General features: G+C 66.1%; 13 protein-coding genes. 7 read left to right on the top strand and 6 right to left on the bottom strand.

All coding sequences use genetic code 11. The annotated features are described in order from the left end of the window. Positions 1-31 precede the first annotated feature (31 nt). Entirely contained in the window at positions 32-1690 is a 1659-nt protein-coding gene (locus tag ACFVN5_RS04620; RefSeq protein WP_376953561.1) for a restriction endonuclease subunit M, read from the top strand. Next, positions 1687-2703, top strand: coding sequence for a hypothetical protein (locus tag ACFVN5_RS04615; RefSeq protein WP_376953559.1), 1017 nt, complete (start codon positions 1687-1689; stop codon positions 2701-2703). The genes ACFVN5_RS04620 and ACFVN5_RS04615 overlap by 4 nt, the downstream gene beginning before the upstream one ends. A gap of 53 nt (positions 2704-2756) precedes the next feature. Here the strand turns inward: ACFVN5_RS04615 and ACFVN5_RS04610 are convergent, their stop codons facing one another. After that, positions 2757-3443 (bottom strand): hypothetical protein, encoded by a 687-nt coding sequence (locus tag ACFVN5_RS04610; protein ID WP_376953558.1) that lies wholly within the window; start codon positions 3441-3443, stop codon positions 2757-2759. A 30-nt stretch (positions 3444-3473) separates the two neighbouring features. After that, positions 3474-4820, bottom strand: a complete 1347-nt coding sequence (locus tag ACFVN5_RS04605) for a hypothetical protein (RefSeq protein ID WP_376953556.1) — start codon at positions 4818-4820, stop codon at positions 3474-3476. Between the two features lie 219 nt (positions 4821-5039). Here ACFVN5_RS04605 and ACFVN5_RS04600 point away from each other — a divergent pair, with 219 nt between their 5' ends. Further along, the gene (locus tag ACFVN5_RS04600; RefSeq protein ID WP_376953554.1) at positions 5040-7202 is read left to right on the top strand and encodes an AAA family ATPase; all 2163 of its coding nucleotides are present in this window, start codon (positions 5040-5042) and stop codon (positions 7200-7202) included. After that, the gene (locus ACFVN5_RS04595) at positions 7202-8287 is read left to right on the top strand and encodes a 5-methylcytosine-specific restriction endonuclease system specificity protein McrC (RefSeq protein WP_376953551.1); all 1086 of its coding nucleotides are present in this window, start codon (positions 7202-7204) and stop codon (positions 8285-8287) included. Before ACFVN5_RS04600 ends, ACFVN5_RS04595 begins: the two co-directional genes overlap by 1 nt. 433 nt (positions 8288-8720) lie before the next feature. On the opposite strand, the gene ACFVN5_RS04590 is transcribed toward ACFVN5_RS04595, so the two are convergent. Both ACFVN5_RS04590 and ACFVN5_RS04585 read right to left on the bottom strand, forming a co-directional pair. Continuing rightward, on the bottom strand, positions 8721-9671 hold the full coding sequence (locus ACFVN5_RS04590) for an NAD(P)-dependent alcohol dehydrogenase (RefSeq protein ID WP_376953549.1): 951 nt from the start codon (positions 9669-9671) through the stop codon (positions 8721-8723). Between the two features lie 77 nt (positions 9672-9748). Continuing rightward, on the bottom strand, positions 9749-10000 hold the full coding sequence (locus tag ACFVN5_RS04585; protein ID WP_376953547.1) for a DUF4242 domain-containing protein: 252 nt from the start codon (positions 9998-10000) through the stop codon (positions 9749-9751). 177 nt (positions 10001-10177) lie between these two features. On the opposite strand from ACFVN5_RS04585, the gene ACFVN5_RS04580 reads away from it, so the two are divergent. From ACFVN5_RS04580 to ACFVN5_RS04570, 3 genes are all read left to right on the top strand, one after another. Then, on the top strand, positions 10178-10456 hold the full coding sequence (locus tag ACFVN5_RS04580) for a hypothetical protein (protein ID WP_376953545.1): 279 nt from the start codon (positions 10178-10180) through the stop codon (positions 10454-10456). Positions 10457-10475: 19 nt separating this feature from the next. Further along, positions 10476-12188, top strand: a complete 1713-nt coding sequence (locus tag ACFVN5_RS04575; RefSeq protein WP_376953542.1) for a BTAD domain-containing putative transcriptional regulator — start codon at positions 10476-10478, stop codon at positions 12186-12188. Positions 12189-12372: 184 nt separating this feature from the next. Further along, the gene (locus ACFVN5_RS04570; RefSeq protein ID WP_376953540.1) at positions 12373-13743 is read left to right on the top strand and encodes a VOC family protein; all 1371 of its coding nucleotides are present in this window, start codon (positions 12373-12375) and stop codon (positions 13741-13743) included. A gap of 7 nt (positions 13744-13750) precedes the next feature. Here the strand turns inward: ACFVN5_RS04570 and ACFVN5_RS04565 are convergent, their stop codons facing one another. Further along, positions 13751-14182 carry a DUF1761 domain-containing protein gene (locus ACFVN5_RS04565; RefSeq protein WP_376954313.1) on the bottom strand — a complete coding sequence of 144 codons (432 nt, stop codon included), beginning with the start codon at positions 14180-14182 and terminating at the stop codon, positions 13751-13753. A 157-nt stretch (positions 14183-14339) separates the two neighbouring features. After that, a complete protein-coding gene (locus tag ACFVN5_RS04560; RefSeq protein WP_376953537.1) occupies positions 14340-15614 on the bottom strand; it encodes a hypothetical protein in 1275 nt (424 codons plus the stop codon). Positions 15615-15619 lie beyond the last annotated feature (5 nt).

Here is a 15619-nt window from a genome sequence, read left to right as displayed (position 1 = left end):
TCCGGGCAACTCGTTTCTCGATTGGAGTTCTGTGAAGCCCGAAGAGACTGTCCGCCAGGAAGTTATCGCCAAGCTCGATGCGCTCGGATGGTCCTCCGGCCGGCTGCAGTGGAAGCCTGAGTGGCCTATCCCCGCAACACCGCATGACCTATCTAAGCGTGAGCGTAGTCAGAAGTACCGCATTGCAGGCTCAGCGGATCTCGTTGCGTTCGCCGACGACAGTCGCCAGTCGTACGCCCTACAGGCGATCTTTGAATTCAAGGCACCGGACATCGAAGCTGGCCGGGAGCAGCTCATGCGATACCTCTCGATGGAGCCGATGGCCAAGCTCGGATACTGGACGAACGGGAGCGCCAGCCTTGCCATATACAAGCAGCACGCCAACGATTGGCTCCAGGTTGAGGGTGCGCCGCTTCCACAGCCCGACGACGACCTCACACGACCACCGTCGGCCCCGCTGACCTGGAACGCCCTCCGCCTCCCGACGGAAGTGGAGCTCAGCGCCGCACTCAAGCGTCTCGTCGCGACGGTCGTCGTTCAGGACTCGCGTGCGACACGGCGCGAGGACCAGTTGCGAGAACTGCTGCATGTCATGCTCGTAAAGCTGGACAACGATGCTTACTTCTCTCTGCCGGTTCACGCAGACGAGCCAGTTCGCTTCCGCGTCTATGGAGATGAGCACACCCGCATCCAGAAGACGGCGGAGGTCATCCGGAAGCAATTCAAGGACTACTTCGCTAGGCAGCAGAACCGGGTTTTTAATCAGGACGACCGGGACGAGATCCAGCTCACGGACGCGACGCTCTACCGCGTCGTCGCAGAGCTCTCACCGTTCCGCATCCTGGGCGACGATATGGAAGTCCTCTCGAAGGCCTTCCAGGTCTTCCGAGCGAGCGCGCTTAAGTCGGGAGAGGGTCAATTCCTAACGCCGCAGCGGGTCATCCGGCCGTGTGTCATGGCGCTAGAGATCACGTCAGAAGATACTGTCATCGACCCGGCATGTGGTACCGGCGGATTCCTTCACGAGGCGCTGCGTCAGGTCAAGGAGAATGAATTCCCGGATGAGGCGCAGGCTTATCACATTGTCAAGTACGCCAACGACAACCTTTATGGCGTCGACATGGACAGCATCGGAGTGAAGCTCACCAAGGCACTCATGATCGCCTTCCGGGACGGTTCCACTCACGTCTTGCAGGGCGATTCGGTCCGGGTCCACAACTGGACCGGCGGATTCCCGCGCCTTCAGCAAGAGCTGGGCAGCACGCACACGCCGGACGGCATCGCGCGCAAGTTCACGGTCGTAATGACCAATCCGCCCTTCGGCGAGAACCTGAAGGTCTCGGCGGCCGACGCGCGAGCAGGTAAGTACACAATCTCGAAGGCGGCCGCGACGGGGAAAAAGGCAGAATACGCCGAGCTGGAGATCGGGCTAATCTTCCTCGAGCACGCCTACCGCCTGCTGCAGGTCGGCGGCCGCGTCGGCATTGTGCTCCCCGAGACCTACTTCTTCTCATTCAGCTACCGGTGGCTGCCCGGGTGGATCGAGGGCCGCCTGAAGCTGCGGGGCATGGTGAACATCGCGATGGAAGCCTTCGAGGAGTTCTGTCGCGCAAAGACCAACTTCTACATCTTCGAAAAGGTTGGCGAACCAGAGCTTGAGCAGGCGACGACAGAGCAGGTGGCAGCGTGATTCACAAGCCCTCGTGGTTCCGTGACGACGAAGTTATGGTTTCAACGGCGCCAACCTGTGGTCTCACCAAGGGTGGCCGACTGTTGCCGCTCGTTGACCGCGCCACCGGCCAGCGCGTTCAGGTGGCAGACCCTGAGACCGGTGAGTTCGTGGACGCCATCGATGACCAGTTGAGGACTGACATGGAGGCCCTTCGCGCGGGTGACTCGACGCCGACGCTTCGATTCGTCAGGGCCGAGGATGTGACGATGCGAAGCGCCGTTCCGACGTACTACGACCGACGCTTCGACGACGCCTTCGACGAGGCGATGAAGACCCCAATCTTCGAGGACTTCACGTCTATGACGATCGGTGAAATGGTGAAGGCAGGGCTGCTTACGATCCGCAACGGCCACGGCTCTCCGACCCAAAGCGTACGGGTTGGCACGGTGCCGTACATCAAGGTCAGCGACCTCCGTGCGGGACTCGTGAATATCAACCCGACCAATCGGGTGCCGCTTGCCATCGCCGAGAAATTTTGGCGCGGCAAGTCGTCCGGGCTCAAGGCTTGGGATCTCATCTGCCCAGAGCGCACCTCGAAGAACATCGGTGACTTCTGCATGCTAATGCCAGGGCAGGAGCAGGTGGTGACGACGAAGGAAGTCATCGTGCTGCGGCCCGGGGAAAACGCGGTTTTTGACCCGTTTTACTTGATGTGGGCGGTCACGCTAAACATTGTGAGGGATCAGTGGCGGCGCGTGATCTTTATGCAGACCAACCGCGAAGATGTCGGCGACAGATACTTCGACATTCGCATCCCGGTGCCGCGCGACGCCGAACACGCCGACGAGGCATCGCGGCCGTTCCGCGACTATTACCAGAACCTTGCCAAAGCACGCGATGAGTTGAGCGCGTACTTCGCAGAGCAGCCCAATCACCACTTCTTCATTGGTACGGCGGAAGAGGGTACAGACGACGTCGAACACCTCGAAGAGGATGACGCCTTCGATCGTGAACGGGCCGAGGTCTCGTGACTTCGAAGACCGACAAGAGTAGTCCCGCGGAGGGAGGACAAGGGGAAAGAGGGCTATAGCGCTCGCTGAGCGGGCTCAGCCTGAAGTGCTGCGGGGTCGGTGGGCTCGGTCGGCGACTGCCGACGGCGGGGCGTCGCGATGACGTGCCCGCCCTTCGCGATGACGTGTCTGCCCTTCGCGAGCGCAACCACCGTCGCCGGCATGGTTGGCAGCGACTCCTCGAGCGGCTCCACACGCAGGTCGGAGTCGGCCGCACGGATCCGCGCACCGTCGATCCAGCTACGGCGGCTCGGCGTGCACACCGGCGACATCGTCTCGATGCCGGCGAAGCCGCCGCAAGGGGCTAGGTCGCTCATTGCATCGGCGCGCCGCAGCGCCTCGGCCATAGACGGATCTCGGCGTTCGAGCAAACCAGCACGTTGCTGCAGTCCAAATGAAGTCGAGCCGGCGAGTGTGCAACCCACCAGCACACCCACGAAGGCGATCGTCGCGAACGCATTGACGAGGTCCGCCATCATCACACGAGTACCCTTCTGCGAGGATATCTCACTGTACTCCGGTGGCAACCGGCGGTCGAGGTAGGGCGCCTGAACCAGGACGACATTGGCCGGCCCCGTTAGGCGGATGCGCTCGTCGACGGAGATCAGCGCCCATCCAGCGCGCTTCGCCCAGTCGGCGTCGCGGACCTCGAGTTCGGGGGCATCACGTCGGCCCTGACCGGGAACCCGGCCCTGCTCCATACCAAGTTCGCGGCTGTAGCCGTCACGGGTCTAGTCGAAGATGCCGTCGAGCACACTCCCGATCACGAGGCCGCCGAGGATGCCGCCCATCATGTCGCCTCCGCCCCCGCGACGGCCGCCGCCCCAGCCCGGGCCGCCGCCCCAGGGATCCTGCGGCCGCGACGAGTCGATGTCGCGTCGGGCGAGGTGCAGGGCTTCGGCGGCGAGATACGCGACGCGGCGGGCCATCGCCATGGCCTGCTCGCGGTGGTCCTCGTCGATCACGGTGGCCGTCGCCGCCGAGCGGCCGAGGAAGTGATCGAGGTCGATCCGGATGCGCTCGGACTCGGCCAGCCGGGTGCGGGCGTCGGCGCCGATCCAGCCACGGTGGCCGGCGATGACGTCACGGGCGACAGCGAGCTGCCGGTCGGCGTCGTCGATGGCGTGGCGCACGTGCTCGAGCGGCGGGATCGGACGCGCCGCCCGCTCGCGGGCCGCGGCGATCGCGGCATCCAGCCCCGAGTTCGCCTCACGCAACCGGTCGAGGTGGGTGAACGGGTCGGTGTTCACGCCAGCCGGTGGTAGCGAGGCCAGGGCCGACTGCAGTTCGGCGACCGCCTTCTCGACGCCGGGCGAGTGCGGCTCCTTGAGCGCGACGACGATGTCGCCGCGGGAGTCCTCGACGATCGCCGCCAGCGTGGACTCGGCCCTCAGCGCCTCGACCTCGAAGTTCTCGACCGCATCGAGCAGGGCCGCCGCTCGGCGGACCGACTCAGCGGATGCCTCGAGCGCGAGGTTCGCCTGCTCGCGCTGCCCGGCCTCCCGCCGCCGTTCGGCGACACCGGCGCTGTGCTCGGCGAATCCGAGCAGCTGCTCGGCCTCCGCAGGGTTGGATTGCACCTGGGCGAGCGCCTCGGGCGCGTAGCGGGCGGCGAGGCGTTCGACGGTGTCGCGAGCCTGCGGGATGCGGGCGCGCAGGAGTGCGACATCCCCTCGCACGCCGGCGATGATCTCGGGGGCGCGCCGTGCGCGGGCGATCTTCTCGGCGAGGGCGGAGGTGCGCTCGTCGAGCACGTCTTCGGCCCAGTCGCACAGCTGCACGATGCGGGCGTTGCGGGTGCGCAGCTCTTCGGGGGTGTCGGGGATCTCGTCATGGTTGAGCTGGTTCAGCCGGAAGGCCTCGCCCAGGTGAGTACGCACCGCAGTAAGCCCCTCACGAAGCTCGGCGGTGGCGTCGGGGCCGAGCTCGGCCTCGGCGAAGGCGAGCTCGTCGGTGGTCACGCGGATGCGCTCGTCGGCTGCGACCAGGGCGGTTCCGGCGCGCTTCGCCAGGTCGGCGTCCTGCGCCTGGAGTTGCTGCTCTTCTTCGCGTTTGCGCTTGCCCCAGAATCCGGCCATGCCTTCGATCCTAGGGTCGGCGCTGGGAGCGCGCTGTGGGCTGGGCGAATGCTGGCACCGATCCGAATTGGGCGCCCCTCCCATTGCCCTCGAATCCCTCTGCAGCCGACGCGATGATTGCTGCTCGGCGATTGGGGCAACAGGCGTCTACTGTCTGACTGGCTGGTGGCGGCGCAAATCAGTACCTTCAGGAACGAGCGATCACTACGCTCAGGAATCATGACCACCACATGGGGGATCCACAACGATCAGCCCACCATCGACCCGATCCAGGACGGCGCGGTTCGGATCGGTTGGGAAATCGGCGACCTCTCCGGGATCGCTCCGACGCGTGAGGCGTTCAAGGTCGAAGTGGGCCAGCGAATGCCGGAACTCGAGGAGGCCAAAATCCCGTCGAGCGCGGGGACGCTCTACCGGTTTGTCCACGAGATTCGCGACGGCGATGTCGTCGTCTGCCCGAACAGGCGGCAGAGCACCCTCGACATCGGCGTCGTGACAGGTCCATATCAGTTCCACGCTGAGAGCGCGTTGTACAAGCATTGGCGCCCGGTGAGTTGGGTGCGAACCGGCGTGCCGCGCACCGAACTGTCCAAGGCCGCACAGCACGAGCTCGGATCCGCCACCACGCTGTTCAAGATCAGCACCGCCGAGGCCGAAGTCCTGCACCTCATGAGCTCGCCCGCCCGAAACGACAAGCCGGACTACACGTGGACAACGTTCTACCCGCAACTTGTCGACGCGTTGCTCAGCTATGTGGACGATCGAACGATACTGCTCGAGAAGGTCTGGAATCTCGCGCGCGCGTCGGGCCGGCCGGAGCTCTTCAAGTACCTCCAATCCGACCGTTATGTCGACGGCACATCTGGTCCTCTGCGTGACGTTGATCCCTTCACCGTTCTCAGCTCGTTCAATCGCGGCATCCTCGAAGACGCGCGCGCCGATATCGCTCGTGCATTTGGAACTGAGTTCGGCGTTGCCCCGCCGTACCCTGTCCACTTTCCGGGGATCCCGATCGTCAACAACATGGCCTCGTGGTTCGTCCGCTATGAGAACGAGCGCGGTGAGCGGATCATCCCCGCACTGTGGGAGCTGTGCGGCGCGGGTGCGGCATACGCGGCCGACGCAACGGAAGAGACTCGTGAGCGCCTGGTGGGTGCGTTCGACGCATGCGCAATTGGCAACACGGTAAAGCTGACGATGGGACTCTTCTGGGCACGTCCGAAATCCTTCGCCGCGTACGACGTGCGGAATGTGACGTTCCTCAAGGAGGAGTTCCCCGCACTTGCAGCTACGCTCTCGCTCGGCTCGCGGATAGACGGAGAGCAGTTCCTCGCCAATACAGAGGCGATGAACGTCTGGCTTGCCGACCCGGAGTCCCCGTACAACACCTTTGCGGAGTTCTCCAACGCCGCCTGGCAATACGGCCTTGCCCCCACGCCAGACACGTCCCCTGTGCCTCCCTCCACGCCGATCTCGCCGGCCACCAAGGTGGCGCCGGGCGAGTCCTACACCACGGACTCGATTCGCGAGGACGGCGGGTTCGTGTCCGCGATCGAACTTGAGGCGATGCTCGAGCGCCTACGAGCAAAGAAGAACGTCATCTTGCAGGGGCCACCAGGTACGGGCAAGACGTGGCTCGCTCGCCGGCTCGGGTGGGCGTTATGTGACGAGCGCGGAAGCGACCGGGTCCAGGTCGTTCAGTTCCACCCATCACTGACATACGAGGATTTCGTCCGCGGCTGGCGCCCAACGGGCTCCGCGCTGGAATTGACCGATGGCCCATTCCTCACGATATGCACCGAAGCGGCAGCTCACCCTGAAGACCCCTATGTGCTGGTCATTGAGGAGGTCAACCGTGGCAATCCAGCCCAGATCCTCGGTGAACTCTTAACACTCATAGAAGCGGACTACCGTTCTCCCGAGTACGCGATCCGGCTGGCATACCCACGCAACGGTGAACGCTTCTTCGTCCCACCGAACGTGCACTTACTGGGCACCATGAACGTAGCGGATCGCTCGCTCGCGATCGTTGACATGGCGCTACGGAGGCGGTTCTCGTTCATCGAGCTCAAGCCCGCATTCGACGAGGACTGGGTGCAACACGTCAGCGGATTGGGTTACGACCTGAAGCTACTAGAGGTGTACGGCAAGCGGCTTAACGCGCTCAACGAGACGATCGCGAATGATGGGTCACTTGGACGCCAGTACTGCGTCGGCCACAGCTTCTTCACACCGCACCTAAGCATCGGAGAAACGGGCCTCGACACCCCGCAGTGGTGGCAACGCGTCATCGAGACAGACATCCGTCCGCTACTCGAGGAGTACTGGTTTGATCAGCCCGATACCGCGAGGGCTGCAATCGCTCAACTCCTAGGGCCGTAATGGTGCTGATCCCGATCCGGAATGTATGGCTGCTCCAGCTCTTCGCATCGCAGCTGTACCGCCGCGCCGGATCCCGCTTGTCGTCGGCCGAGGACAATCCCGAAGACTTGCCGCAGCTGGTTGCCGAGATCCTTGCCGAGGAGGTCAGTCGCCGCATCCACACAGGATTGACAGTCGGCTTTCTCGACACGACGCGGCCCGTGACACGGGTTCGAGGTCGCATCAACGTTCTCCCGACCGAGCGACGGCAATTGCTGCAGCGCGGGAAGGTAAGTTGCACATTCGATGAGATCGTGAGCGACGTGCCGGTGAATCGCCTCGCGCGAGCCGCGCTTGAACGCGCAACACGAATAATCCCCGGAGAACCGCGCTATCGGTCGCTCGCGTTACAGCTTGCAGCCGCTGGCGTGCTCGGGCCATGCCCGCCACTGTCAACAGTGTCTTCCATGCGCCGTCAGAGGCTCCTTATCCGCGACCAGCTCATGATCGCCGCCGCCGAGCTGCTCTTGACGCTTGCCATCCCAACGACAGAGGCGGGCACCAAGCCACTTCCGCTGCCATCGCTCGAGGACATCTACTTGCGCAAGCTGTTCGAGCACGCAACCTGGGGCTTCTACCGGCATCGACTGGAACCTGCCGGCTGGAGAGTCTCACACGGGCAATACCTGAACTGGCAGACATCGAACGCGTCGCCTGGTATCAAGGCACTTCTGCCACGCATGCAAATCGACATCGCCTTGGAGGCGCCAACCAGCGCCGAGCATCCTTCGCGCCGCATCGTCATCGACACGAAGTTCACCTCCATCACCAAGGCCGGCCATTTCGGCCAGCAGACTCTCAAGAGCGGGTACGTCTACCAGATCTATGCGTACCTGATGTCGCAGAGCGATCCCGATCAATCCCACAGGCCGGAGGGACTCATGCTGCATCCCAGCGTCGGCGAACATGTCGATGAGGAAGTCGAGATCCAGGGCCACCGCATCCGATTCGCGACAGTCGACCTCGCTGCTCAGCCGCACGCGATCGCGGAGGGATTCCTCTCTGCGATCTCCGGACGATCGGTCACACCCCTTTACGGGGCCTAACCGTTGTACTCGGGCTTGTACACCGTCCAGCTGTTGCTTCAGCTCGCGTGCCTCTTCCTGCGTTGCGCACACGATCCACATCACTCCAAGTCCGCGACCGCCTCGTTCACCTGCTCGACCATGTCGGCCGGAGGCACGCTCGGTCGCCGGCGCGCGGTCCAGCGGCTGACCCGGAGGACGTCCACCGCGACGCTCGCCCGGAGGGTGCTCGAACTGAAGTCCGGCCGTGTGGCTCGGTGCTCTTGGATGCGACCGCGTAGACCGCGCTTGTCGGTACCCTCGCCGACGAGTACGGGCACGCTGCCGTCGAAGAGCACCAGAACACCCGGTGCAAGAGGGATGGCGGTTGTGATGCGGTACTCGCAGCCATGGGCCACCGTCGCGGTGCTGCGGCGAAGCCGGCGCGCGACCCCCGTTGATTGCGAGCGACAAGTCATGTCCATGACGCATGGTGCTGCGTCACGGGGTGAGCCGATTCGGCCACGTGGATGACGACGCTTCCCCGTTCGCGGCCCAAGTCGACGTATCGGTGGGCTGCGGGGGTGTCCTCGACCGGGAATGTGCGGTCGACGACGGGACGGAGATCCCCCTCCTCGGCGAGGAACATCACGTACTTCAGGTCCTCGGCGCGGTACGGGCCGGGCCCGGTCACCACGGTGATTCCATACCGTCGAGCGTCCCGCTTGGCCGAAAGGAGCGAGCGGAGGCCTACGGCGACGAGCAGCACTGCGCCGCCTGCGTTGACACTCGCGTGGACACGGTCGACTGGCGCGTTTCCGACGCAGTCGATGATCACGTCATACGTGAACCCGTCTGCGATGAAGTCATGGATGGCGTAGTCGATGGTCCGCTTGGTGCGGAGGCCGGTCACCATCTGTTCGTTGGCGGCACTGCAGACACCCGTCACCCGAGCGCCGACAGCCCGGGCCATTTGCACCAGGGCGGAGCCGACGGCGCCAGACGCGCCGTTCACCAGCACGGTAGTGCCACGCTGCACGGTGACCTGGTTGAGATAGGCCTGAGCGGTGATGCCCCCGAATACAATGCTCGCCGCTTCGTCGAAACCCAGGTTCCGGGGCATGCGGGCGACAGCCTCGGTGGCCTTGACGATGACGTAGTCGGCGTGCCGGCCGGGCCTGCTACCCGACATTGCGACCACCTCGTTGCCCGGTTCGAACCCGTCGACGTCGTGTCCGATGGCTTCGACGACACCCGCAACGTCCATTCCGAGCACCGACCGGCGCCCTGATCGGTGGTCGGCGGTGCGGAGCGTTGTCGCGTGAACCGCGATGAGGATCTCGTCCGTCTTGAGACCCGGGCGAGCTGATTCACCGATTTGAAGGACCTCCCGGCCGCCGAGACGGCGGTGCACCGCGGCTTTCATGCTTTCCTCTCCTTGACGATGTGACTGGTTCCTGCGCTGGTGGGGAGCAGCGCGACTCGTGCGGCTCCCCACCGGCGTCATGCGCCCTCGCTCACTTCGAAGATCTGGTCGGCCACCAGTCCGTGCGCTTCGCGATGCACTGTTGCGGCCGCTGCCGCGTCCGGCGCCTCCACCAGGCAGAAGATCTTGCCCTGGTCGGGGTCGACCCAGTACCGCAGGTAGTTGACGTCGTAGCGTCCCTGGGTCTTCAGGTCGGCTGCGTGCGCCTGCTCGGCATCGATGATGCCAACCGGGCCGCCAAGCGTGTGCACATCCATGAACAGTGCCATGTCTTGCTCCTTCTCAATCGTGGCTCGCAGATCCTTCTGCGACAACGAGCACGGTACGGAGCCGGTGAGTGACCGAGCGTGTGACGACCTCGGTGCCCGATGGGTCGAACGGGCACACGCCTCGTCACACGTCGACGATTCACGCTCCTGTTCATCGATACGAGCAGGAGTACGACCATGGAACTGAAGGACATTCTCGATCGCACGGCCGATCGCATCGTTGCCGATGGGACGCACGTCGAGTCATCGGCCCTGCAGGTGATGGGGGCTGCCGCTCGGGCCCTGTGTCCCGGGGCGGCAGCGGCACTCACCGACTGGAGCGGCTCGGAGATTACGCGCCTTCGGGCGTTCGGCATCGTGCATGGGGTGTTGCTCAGGGACCTACCGACGACATCGCAAGTACGACTTGCGGAGCAACTGGCCGGCGGCGCCTCCGTTCACGAGCTCGCGGCATGATCGCGGTTAGGCTGTCGTTGTGTTGCACATCCGATTGATCGGGCAACCATTACTCGAACGCGACGGCCAGCCGATTCCGGGTCCGAGAGGGCACAAGACGTGGGCCGTCCTGGGCAGACTGATCCGATCGTCGGAGGCGGTGTCCCGCCAGGTTCTCGTCGACGAATTGTTCAGCGAAGCTGACGATCCAATGGGAGCACTTCGGTGGTCGCTGGCGGAGTTGCGTCGGCGAACCGGTCTGATCGATACGTTGGGGGGCAACCCGGTCTCGTTGGCGCTCGGCGAAGAGGCGACCGCTGACGTACTCGACGTTGCGGCGGGCGTGGTCACCGACGACATCGTCGAAGGACACTTCCTGCAGGGCATCGAGGTCAAGGGATCGCCCGGCTTCGTGTCATGGCTCCTGATCGAGCGCCAGCGGGTTGATGGCGAGGTGCTGTCTGCGCTGCGGCAGGCAGCGCTCCGCGCCCTGTCGGGCCGCCAGTTCGACCGGGCCGTCGCGCTTGCCGGTGCAATGCTGCGGCAAGCGCCATACGAGGAAGGCGCACACGTTCTGCTGGTCAAGGCCCTCGCCTCGTCAGGCGACGTGGACGCGGCGATCCGCCAGGCCGACGCCAGTGAAGCGATGTTCGCTATCGAGCTCGGTGTCACGGCGACACCAGCGATCCGCGCTGCGGCACGACCCACCGTCGCGGCGCCGATACCGGGGATCCCTGCGCGGGCCACGTCGGTGTCACTGTGCGACGCGGGGCTCGCGGCGCTTTCGGCGGGCGCGGCCGACGCGGGCATCGAGTGCCTGCGCGGCGCCTCGGCGTCTGCCGAGGCATCCGGCGACAAGGAACTGCTCGGGCGGTGCCTGATGGAACTCGGGACGGCTCTCGTGCACTCGGTTCGCGGTTACGACGACGAAGGAGCGGTCATTCTCGCGAGCGCTGTCGACCTGGCACTCGAAGCTGGAGCGGAACAGATCGCGGCCCGGGCCCTCTCCGAGTTGGCATATGTCGACGTGCTGGCGGGACGACGAGCAAGCGCAGCGCAGTATCTCGAGAAGGCGAGCGGCTTGTCGGCCGATGACCCGCCCCTGATCGCCGCCCTGGCAGGAATCGAAGCCATGAACCTCACCGACTGGGGTCGGCTCGACGCGAGCGTGGAACGGTTCCGTACGGCCGTGGAGTTGAGCCGAACGGCCGGCGCCGTTCGCCGCGAAGCATGGAATCTGGGTATCGGAGCACGCACCTTCTACCTTCTGGGGCGGCTGGACGAAGCTGCGGAGTGGGCCCACCGCTCGTGCGCGTTGGCCGATGCCGAACGTTGGACGGCATTCCGGCCGTGGCCCGAAGCCTGGCTCGCCCATGTCCGCCTTGCCAGAGGGGACGACCCGAGCGTAGTGCGCGAGGCTGCAGAGGAGACATTCGCTCTGGCACGACAGGTTCAGGACCCCTGCTGGGAAGGGCTCGCGGCGAAATCCATCGGCCTCACGCACGTGGCCGAGGGGCACTACGAAATCGCCTTGGATTGGATGAAGAACGCGGGCACCATCTATCGACGGGTGACGGATTCGTACACCTGGGCGGAGGTGGATGCATTCCTTGCCGAAGCCCAGGCCGCGCTGAACTTCGGAGACGCCGATCGCGCAGAGGCGGTAGCCCGGCAAGCCGTTGCGATTGCCGCCAAGGGCAGCATGGATGATCTCTTGGAACGTGCGCAGCGCCTGCTCACGTCCGCTGTCTGACGCGCGCGTCCGACCACACCGCCGTCGCCGTGACCGTGATCTCTCGGCATCCGGCTCAGGCCGCGGTCGCGGTCGCGCAAGCTCGCGGGCGTTTCGCTATCGTCATCACGTCGGGAAGGGAGCCCCAATGGGCGCGGAGCATCGGCTGGCATTCCTTGCTGCGACGGGGGTCGAGGACTGGAGGATGCTGTACTGCGGGCCGATCGCGCACTTCGCGGCTGCGTCGGTGCATGCCGGCGTCGCGTTCGCCACCGCCATCACGGCGCTCGACGAACTCGCGGACCATCCGCCGCTCATCGACGTGCAGCCGAGCGGCGTGACAGTGCGCCTGCACGCCGACATCCAGGACCTCACGGACGACGGCGTGGCGGATCGAGCCCGAGTGGTTTCCGCTGTTGCGCACGAGCGCGGACTCACCCCGCGCCCCGATCTCACCCAGGACGTGCAGATCGCGATCGCGACCCAGCTGCCCATCGAGGACGTGCGGCCGTTCTGGCGAGCCGTGCTCGGGTATGCCGATCACGAGAGCGACGATCTCATCGACCCTCGTGGTCGCGGACCCTCGGTCTGGTTGCAGCAACTCGATCCCGAGAAGCCGTTGCAGCACGCGATGCACCTCGACCTGGCCGTGCCTCGGGAGATCGCGGGTCGACGGCTCGACGCCGCGATCGCCGCGGGTGGGCGCGTCGCCTCCGATGTCGCCGCGGTGAGGTACTGGACGTGCGCGGATGCGGCGGGGAACAAGGTCGACCTCGTCGCCTGGCCCGACCTGCCGATGCCGGAGGACGAGGCGCTCCGGCTCGGGGCTGACAGCATCGACCCCGGCGCCCTCGCACTCGGCCGGCCGGTGCCCGAGTCAGCAGCGAAGCCGAGCGGCCCTTCCGCCGTTGCCGGCCTCGCCGAACTCGAGCAGGGCGAGGCCATGTTCGAGGCGTTTCGCGAGGCATCCGACCTGGTCGACTGGCCGATGCTCTTCTGGGGGCCGACCGCATGGTTCGGCACCGGGTCGCTCGCCCGCAGTGCCGAGCTCGCCGCCCGGCTCGCCGAGCTGGACGGCACGGATCGACTGCACCTCGACCTCCGCGCCGAAGGCCTGGCCGTTCGGCTCGCCCTGAACCCCATCGAGCTCGTCGAGGCCGACCTCGACCTCGCGCGGCGCATCTCCGCGGTCGCGCGCCACTTCGGCACCGAATCCGACCCCTCGCACGTGCAGACGATCCAGATGGCGATCGCGTCCAAGCCCGACGACGACGTGCGCCCGTTCTGGCGCGAATTGTTCGGGTACGCCGAGCTCGGAGCCGAGGACCTGGTCGACCGGCAGGGCCGCGGGATGGGCCTGTGGTTCCAGGAGCTCCCCGCCGACAAGCCGTTGCGGCACGCGTTCCATATCGACGTCTCGGTGCCCCGCGCCGTCGGGCGGGCGCGCGTCGATGCCGCGCTCGCGGCGGGTGGACGGATCGTCGCCTCGAACGACGAGGAGTGGTGGACCCTCGCCGACCCCGCAGGCAACAAGGTCGACGTGGCGATCTGGCCCGATCGCGACGTCGCCGGGTGAGCGCGTCTCAGACGGTGCCGGCCGGCGGCCACACCCCGATGATGAGCCCCATGATGATCACCGTCACGAGCTCGTGCGCGATGTTGAGCCCGGTGAGCGCCCACGGGCGACCCTCGAAGGCGTCATGGGTGATGAACCTCGCGGCCGTGAAGCCCGCCCAGAGGATCAGCGCCGTGAGCACCGCCGAGAAGAGGTAGCTGCCACCGTAGAAGTGCCAGGCGATCGTCGAGGCGCCCGCGAGCACCCAGGCCGTCACGAAGCTCACGAGCACCGTCACGATGATCGGCGTGACTGCGCTTGCGCCCGGGCGATCCATGTCGACGTTCGCGAGCTTCGCCCAGCGCGTTCCGAAGATGCCGCGCGCGTACCAGACCGAGCCGACGAGCATGCTCGACGCCGTCGCCAGCAGCACCGCCCAGTAGTTGATCTCGGGGACCATCATCTCCGCCTCCTTCTCGTTGCGGCTCGGGCCGCTTCCGCCGGCGACGCACTTCGCGCAGACCGCTGCGCGTGAGCGTACTCCCGCCCAAGCACCTTCCGGGCGGAGCGCGCCGGACGCAGCATCCGGTGCACGTCGGACGGCTGAGTTCTCGCCGCTACGGCGTCGAACTGGCTTGAGCCTCGACGCCGGCCCGCTGTTTCGGACCGCGCGATCGGAACGCGTCGAGGTCGCGCCGCGCCAGGATCAGGGATTCGCTCGCGAGACTCGCGACACGCTCGGCCAGCGTGATCACCTGCGCCCGGCGATCCAGGTCCATCATCGAGATCGTCGCCCCGGTGCCGCTCAGGTAGTGGCCGAGATCGGTCCGAAGGCGCTCGGACTCGGCCAGTCGCGTGAGTGCCTCGGCGCCGATCCGGCCCGGGTGACCAGCGATGGCATCGCGAGCGACATCGAGCTCCCGGTCGGCGTGCGTGATCGCGCGGCGCACGTGGTCCACGAGTACGATCGGACGCGCGGTGTGCTCGCGGGCAGCCGCGATCGCGGCATCCAGCCTCGCGTTCGCCTCGCGCAGTTGAGTCAGGTGGGCGAACGGGTCGGTGTTGACACCAGCCGACGGAAGGCTCGCGAGCGCCGCCTGCAGTCCGACGATCGCCCCCGCAACACTGGCGGGCTGGGGCTCCTCGAGTGCGGCCGTGAGGGCCCGGCGGGATTCCTCAACCGTGGCCGCCAGCTCGGACTCCGCTCGCAGGGCCTCGACCTCGAAGGCCCCCACCGCATCGAGCAAGGCCGCGGCACGGCGCACCGAGTCGACGGATGCCTCGAGCGCGACGATCGACTGTGCGCGGTGCCCAGCGTCACGCCGTCGCTCGGCCACGCCGATGCTGTGCTCGGCGAATCCGAGCAGGTGCTCCGCCTCCGCAGGGTTGCCGTCCACTGTGACGAGCGCCGCTCGCGCATAGCGCACGGCCAGCTGCTCGATGGTCTCGCGGGCCTGCGGGAGACGCGAGCGCAGGCGCTCGATGTCGGCTCGCACACCGACGATGACGCCGGGAGCGCCCCGGGCGCGTGCGGCCCGTTCGGCGAGCATTGAAAGGTGGTCGTCGAGCATGAGCTCGACCTGTTCGCACAGCTCCACGATGCGAGCGTTGCGGGCCCGTACTTCGTCGAGGGTGCCGGGGTCCGGTTCGTGGTTGGCCCGGTTCGCTCGAAACGCCTCGCTGAGGAGTCGTCGCGCCGTGACGAGCGCCTGCCGCAACCCCTCGGTCGCGTCGGATCCGAGCTCGGCCTCGGCGAATTCGAGCTCCTCGGCGGCGCGGCGGATCCGCTCATCGGCGGCGACCAGGGCCGATCCGGCCCGCTTCGCCACGTCGGCGTCGTGGACGTCGAGTTCCTGCGCGCCGCGTCGGCGCCTGACCCAGAGCCCGGCCATGCTCC

This window comes from Agromyces sp. NPDC057865, from assembly GCF_042796995.1.
Taxonomy (GTDB): Bacteria; Actinomycetota; Actinomycetes; order Actinomycetales; family Microbacteriaceae; genus Agromyces.
This window is presented reverse-complemented; position numbering and strand designations above follow the sequence as displayed.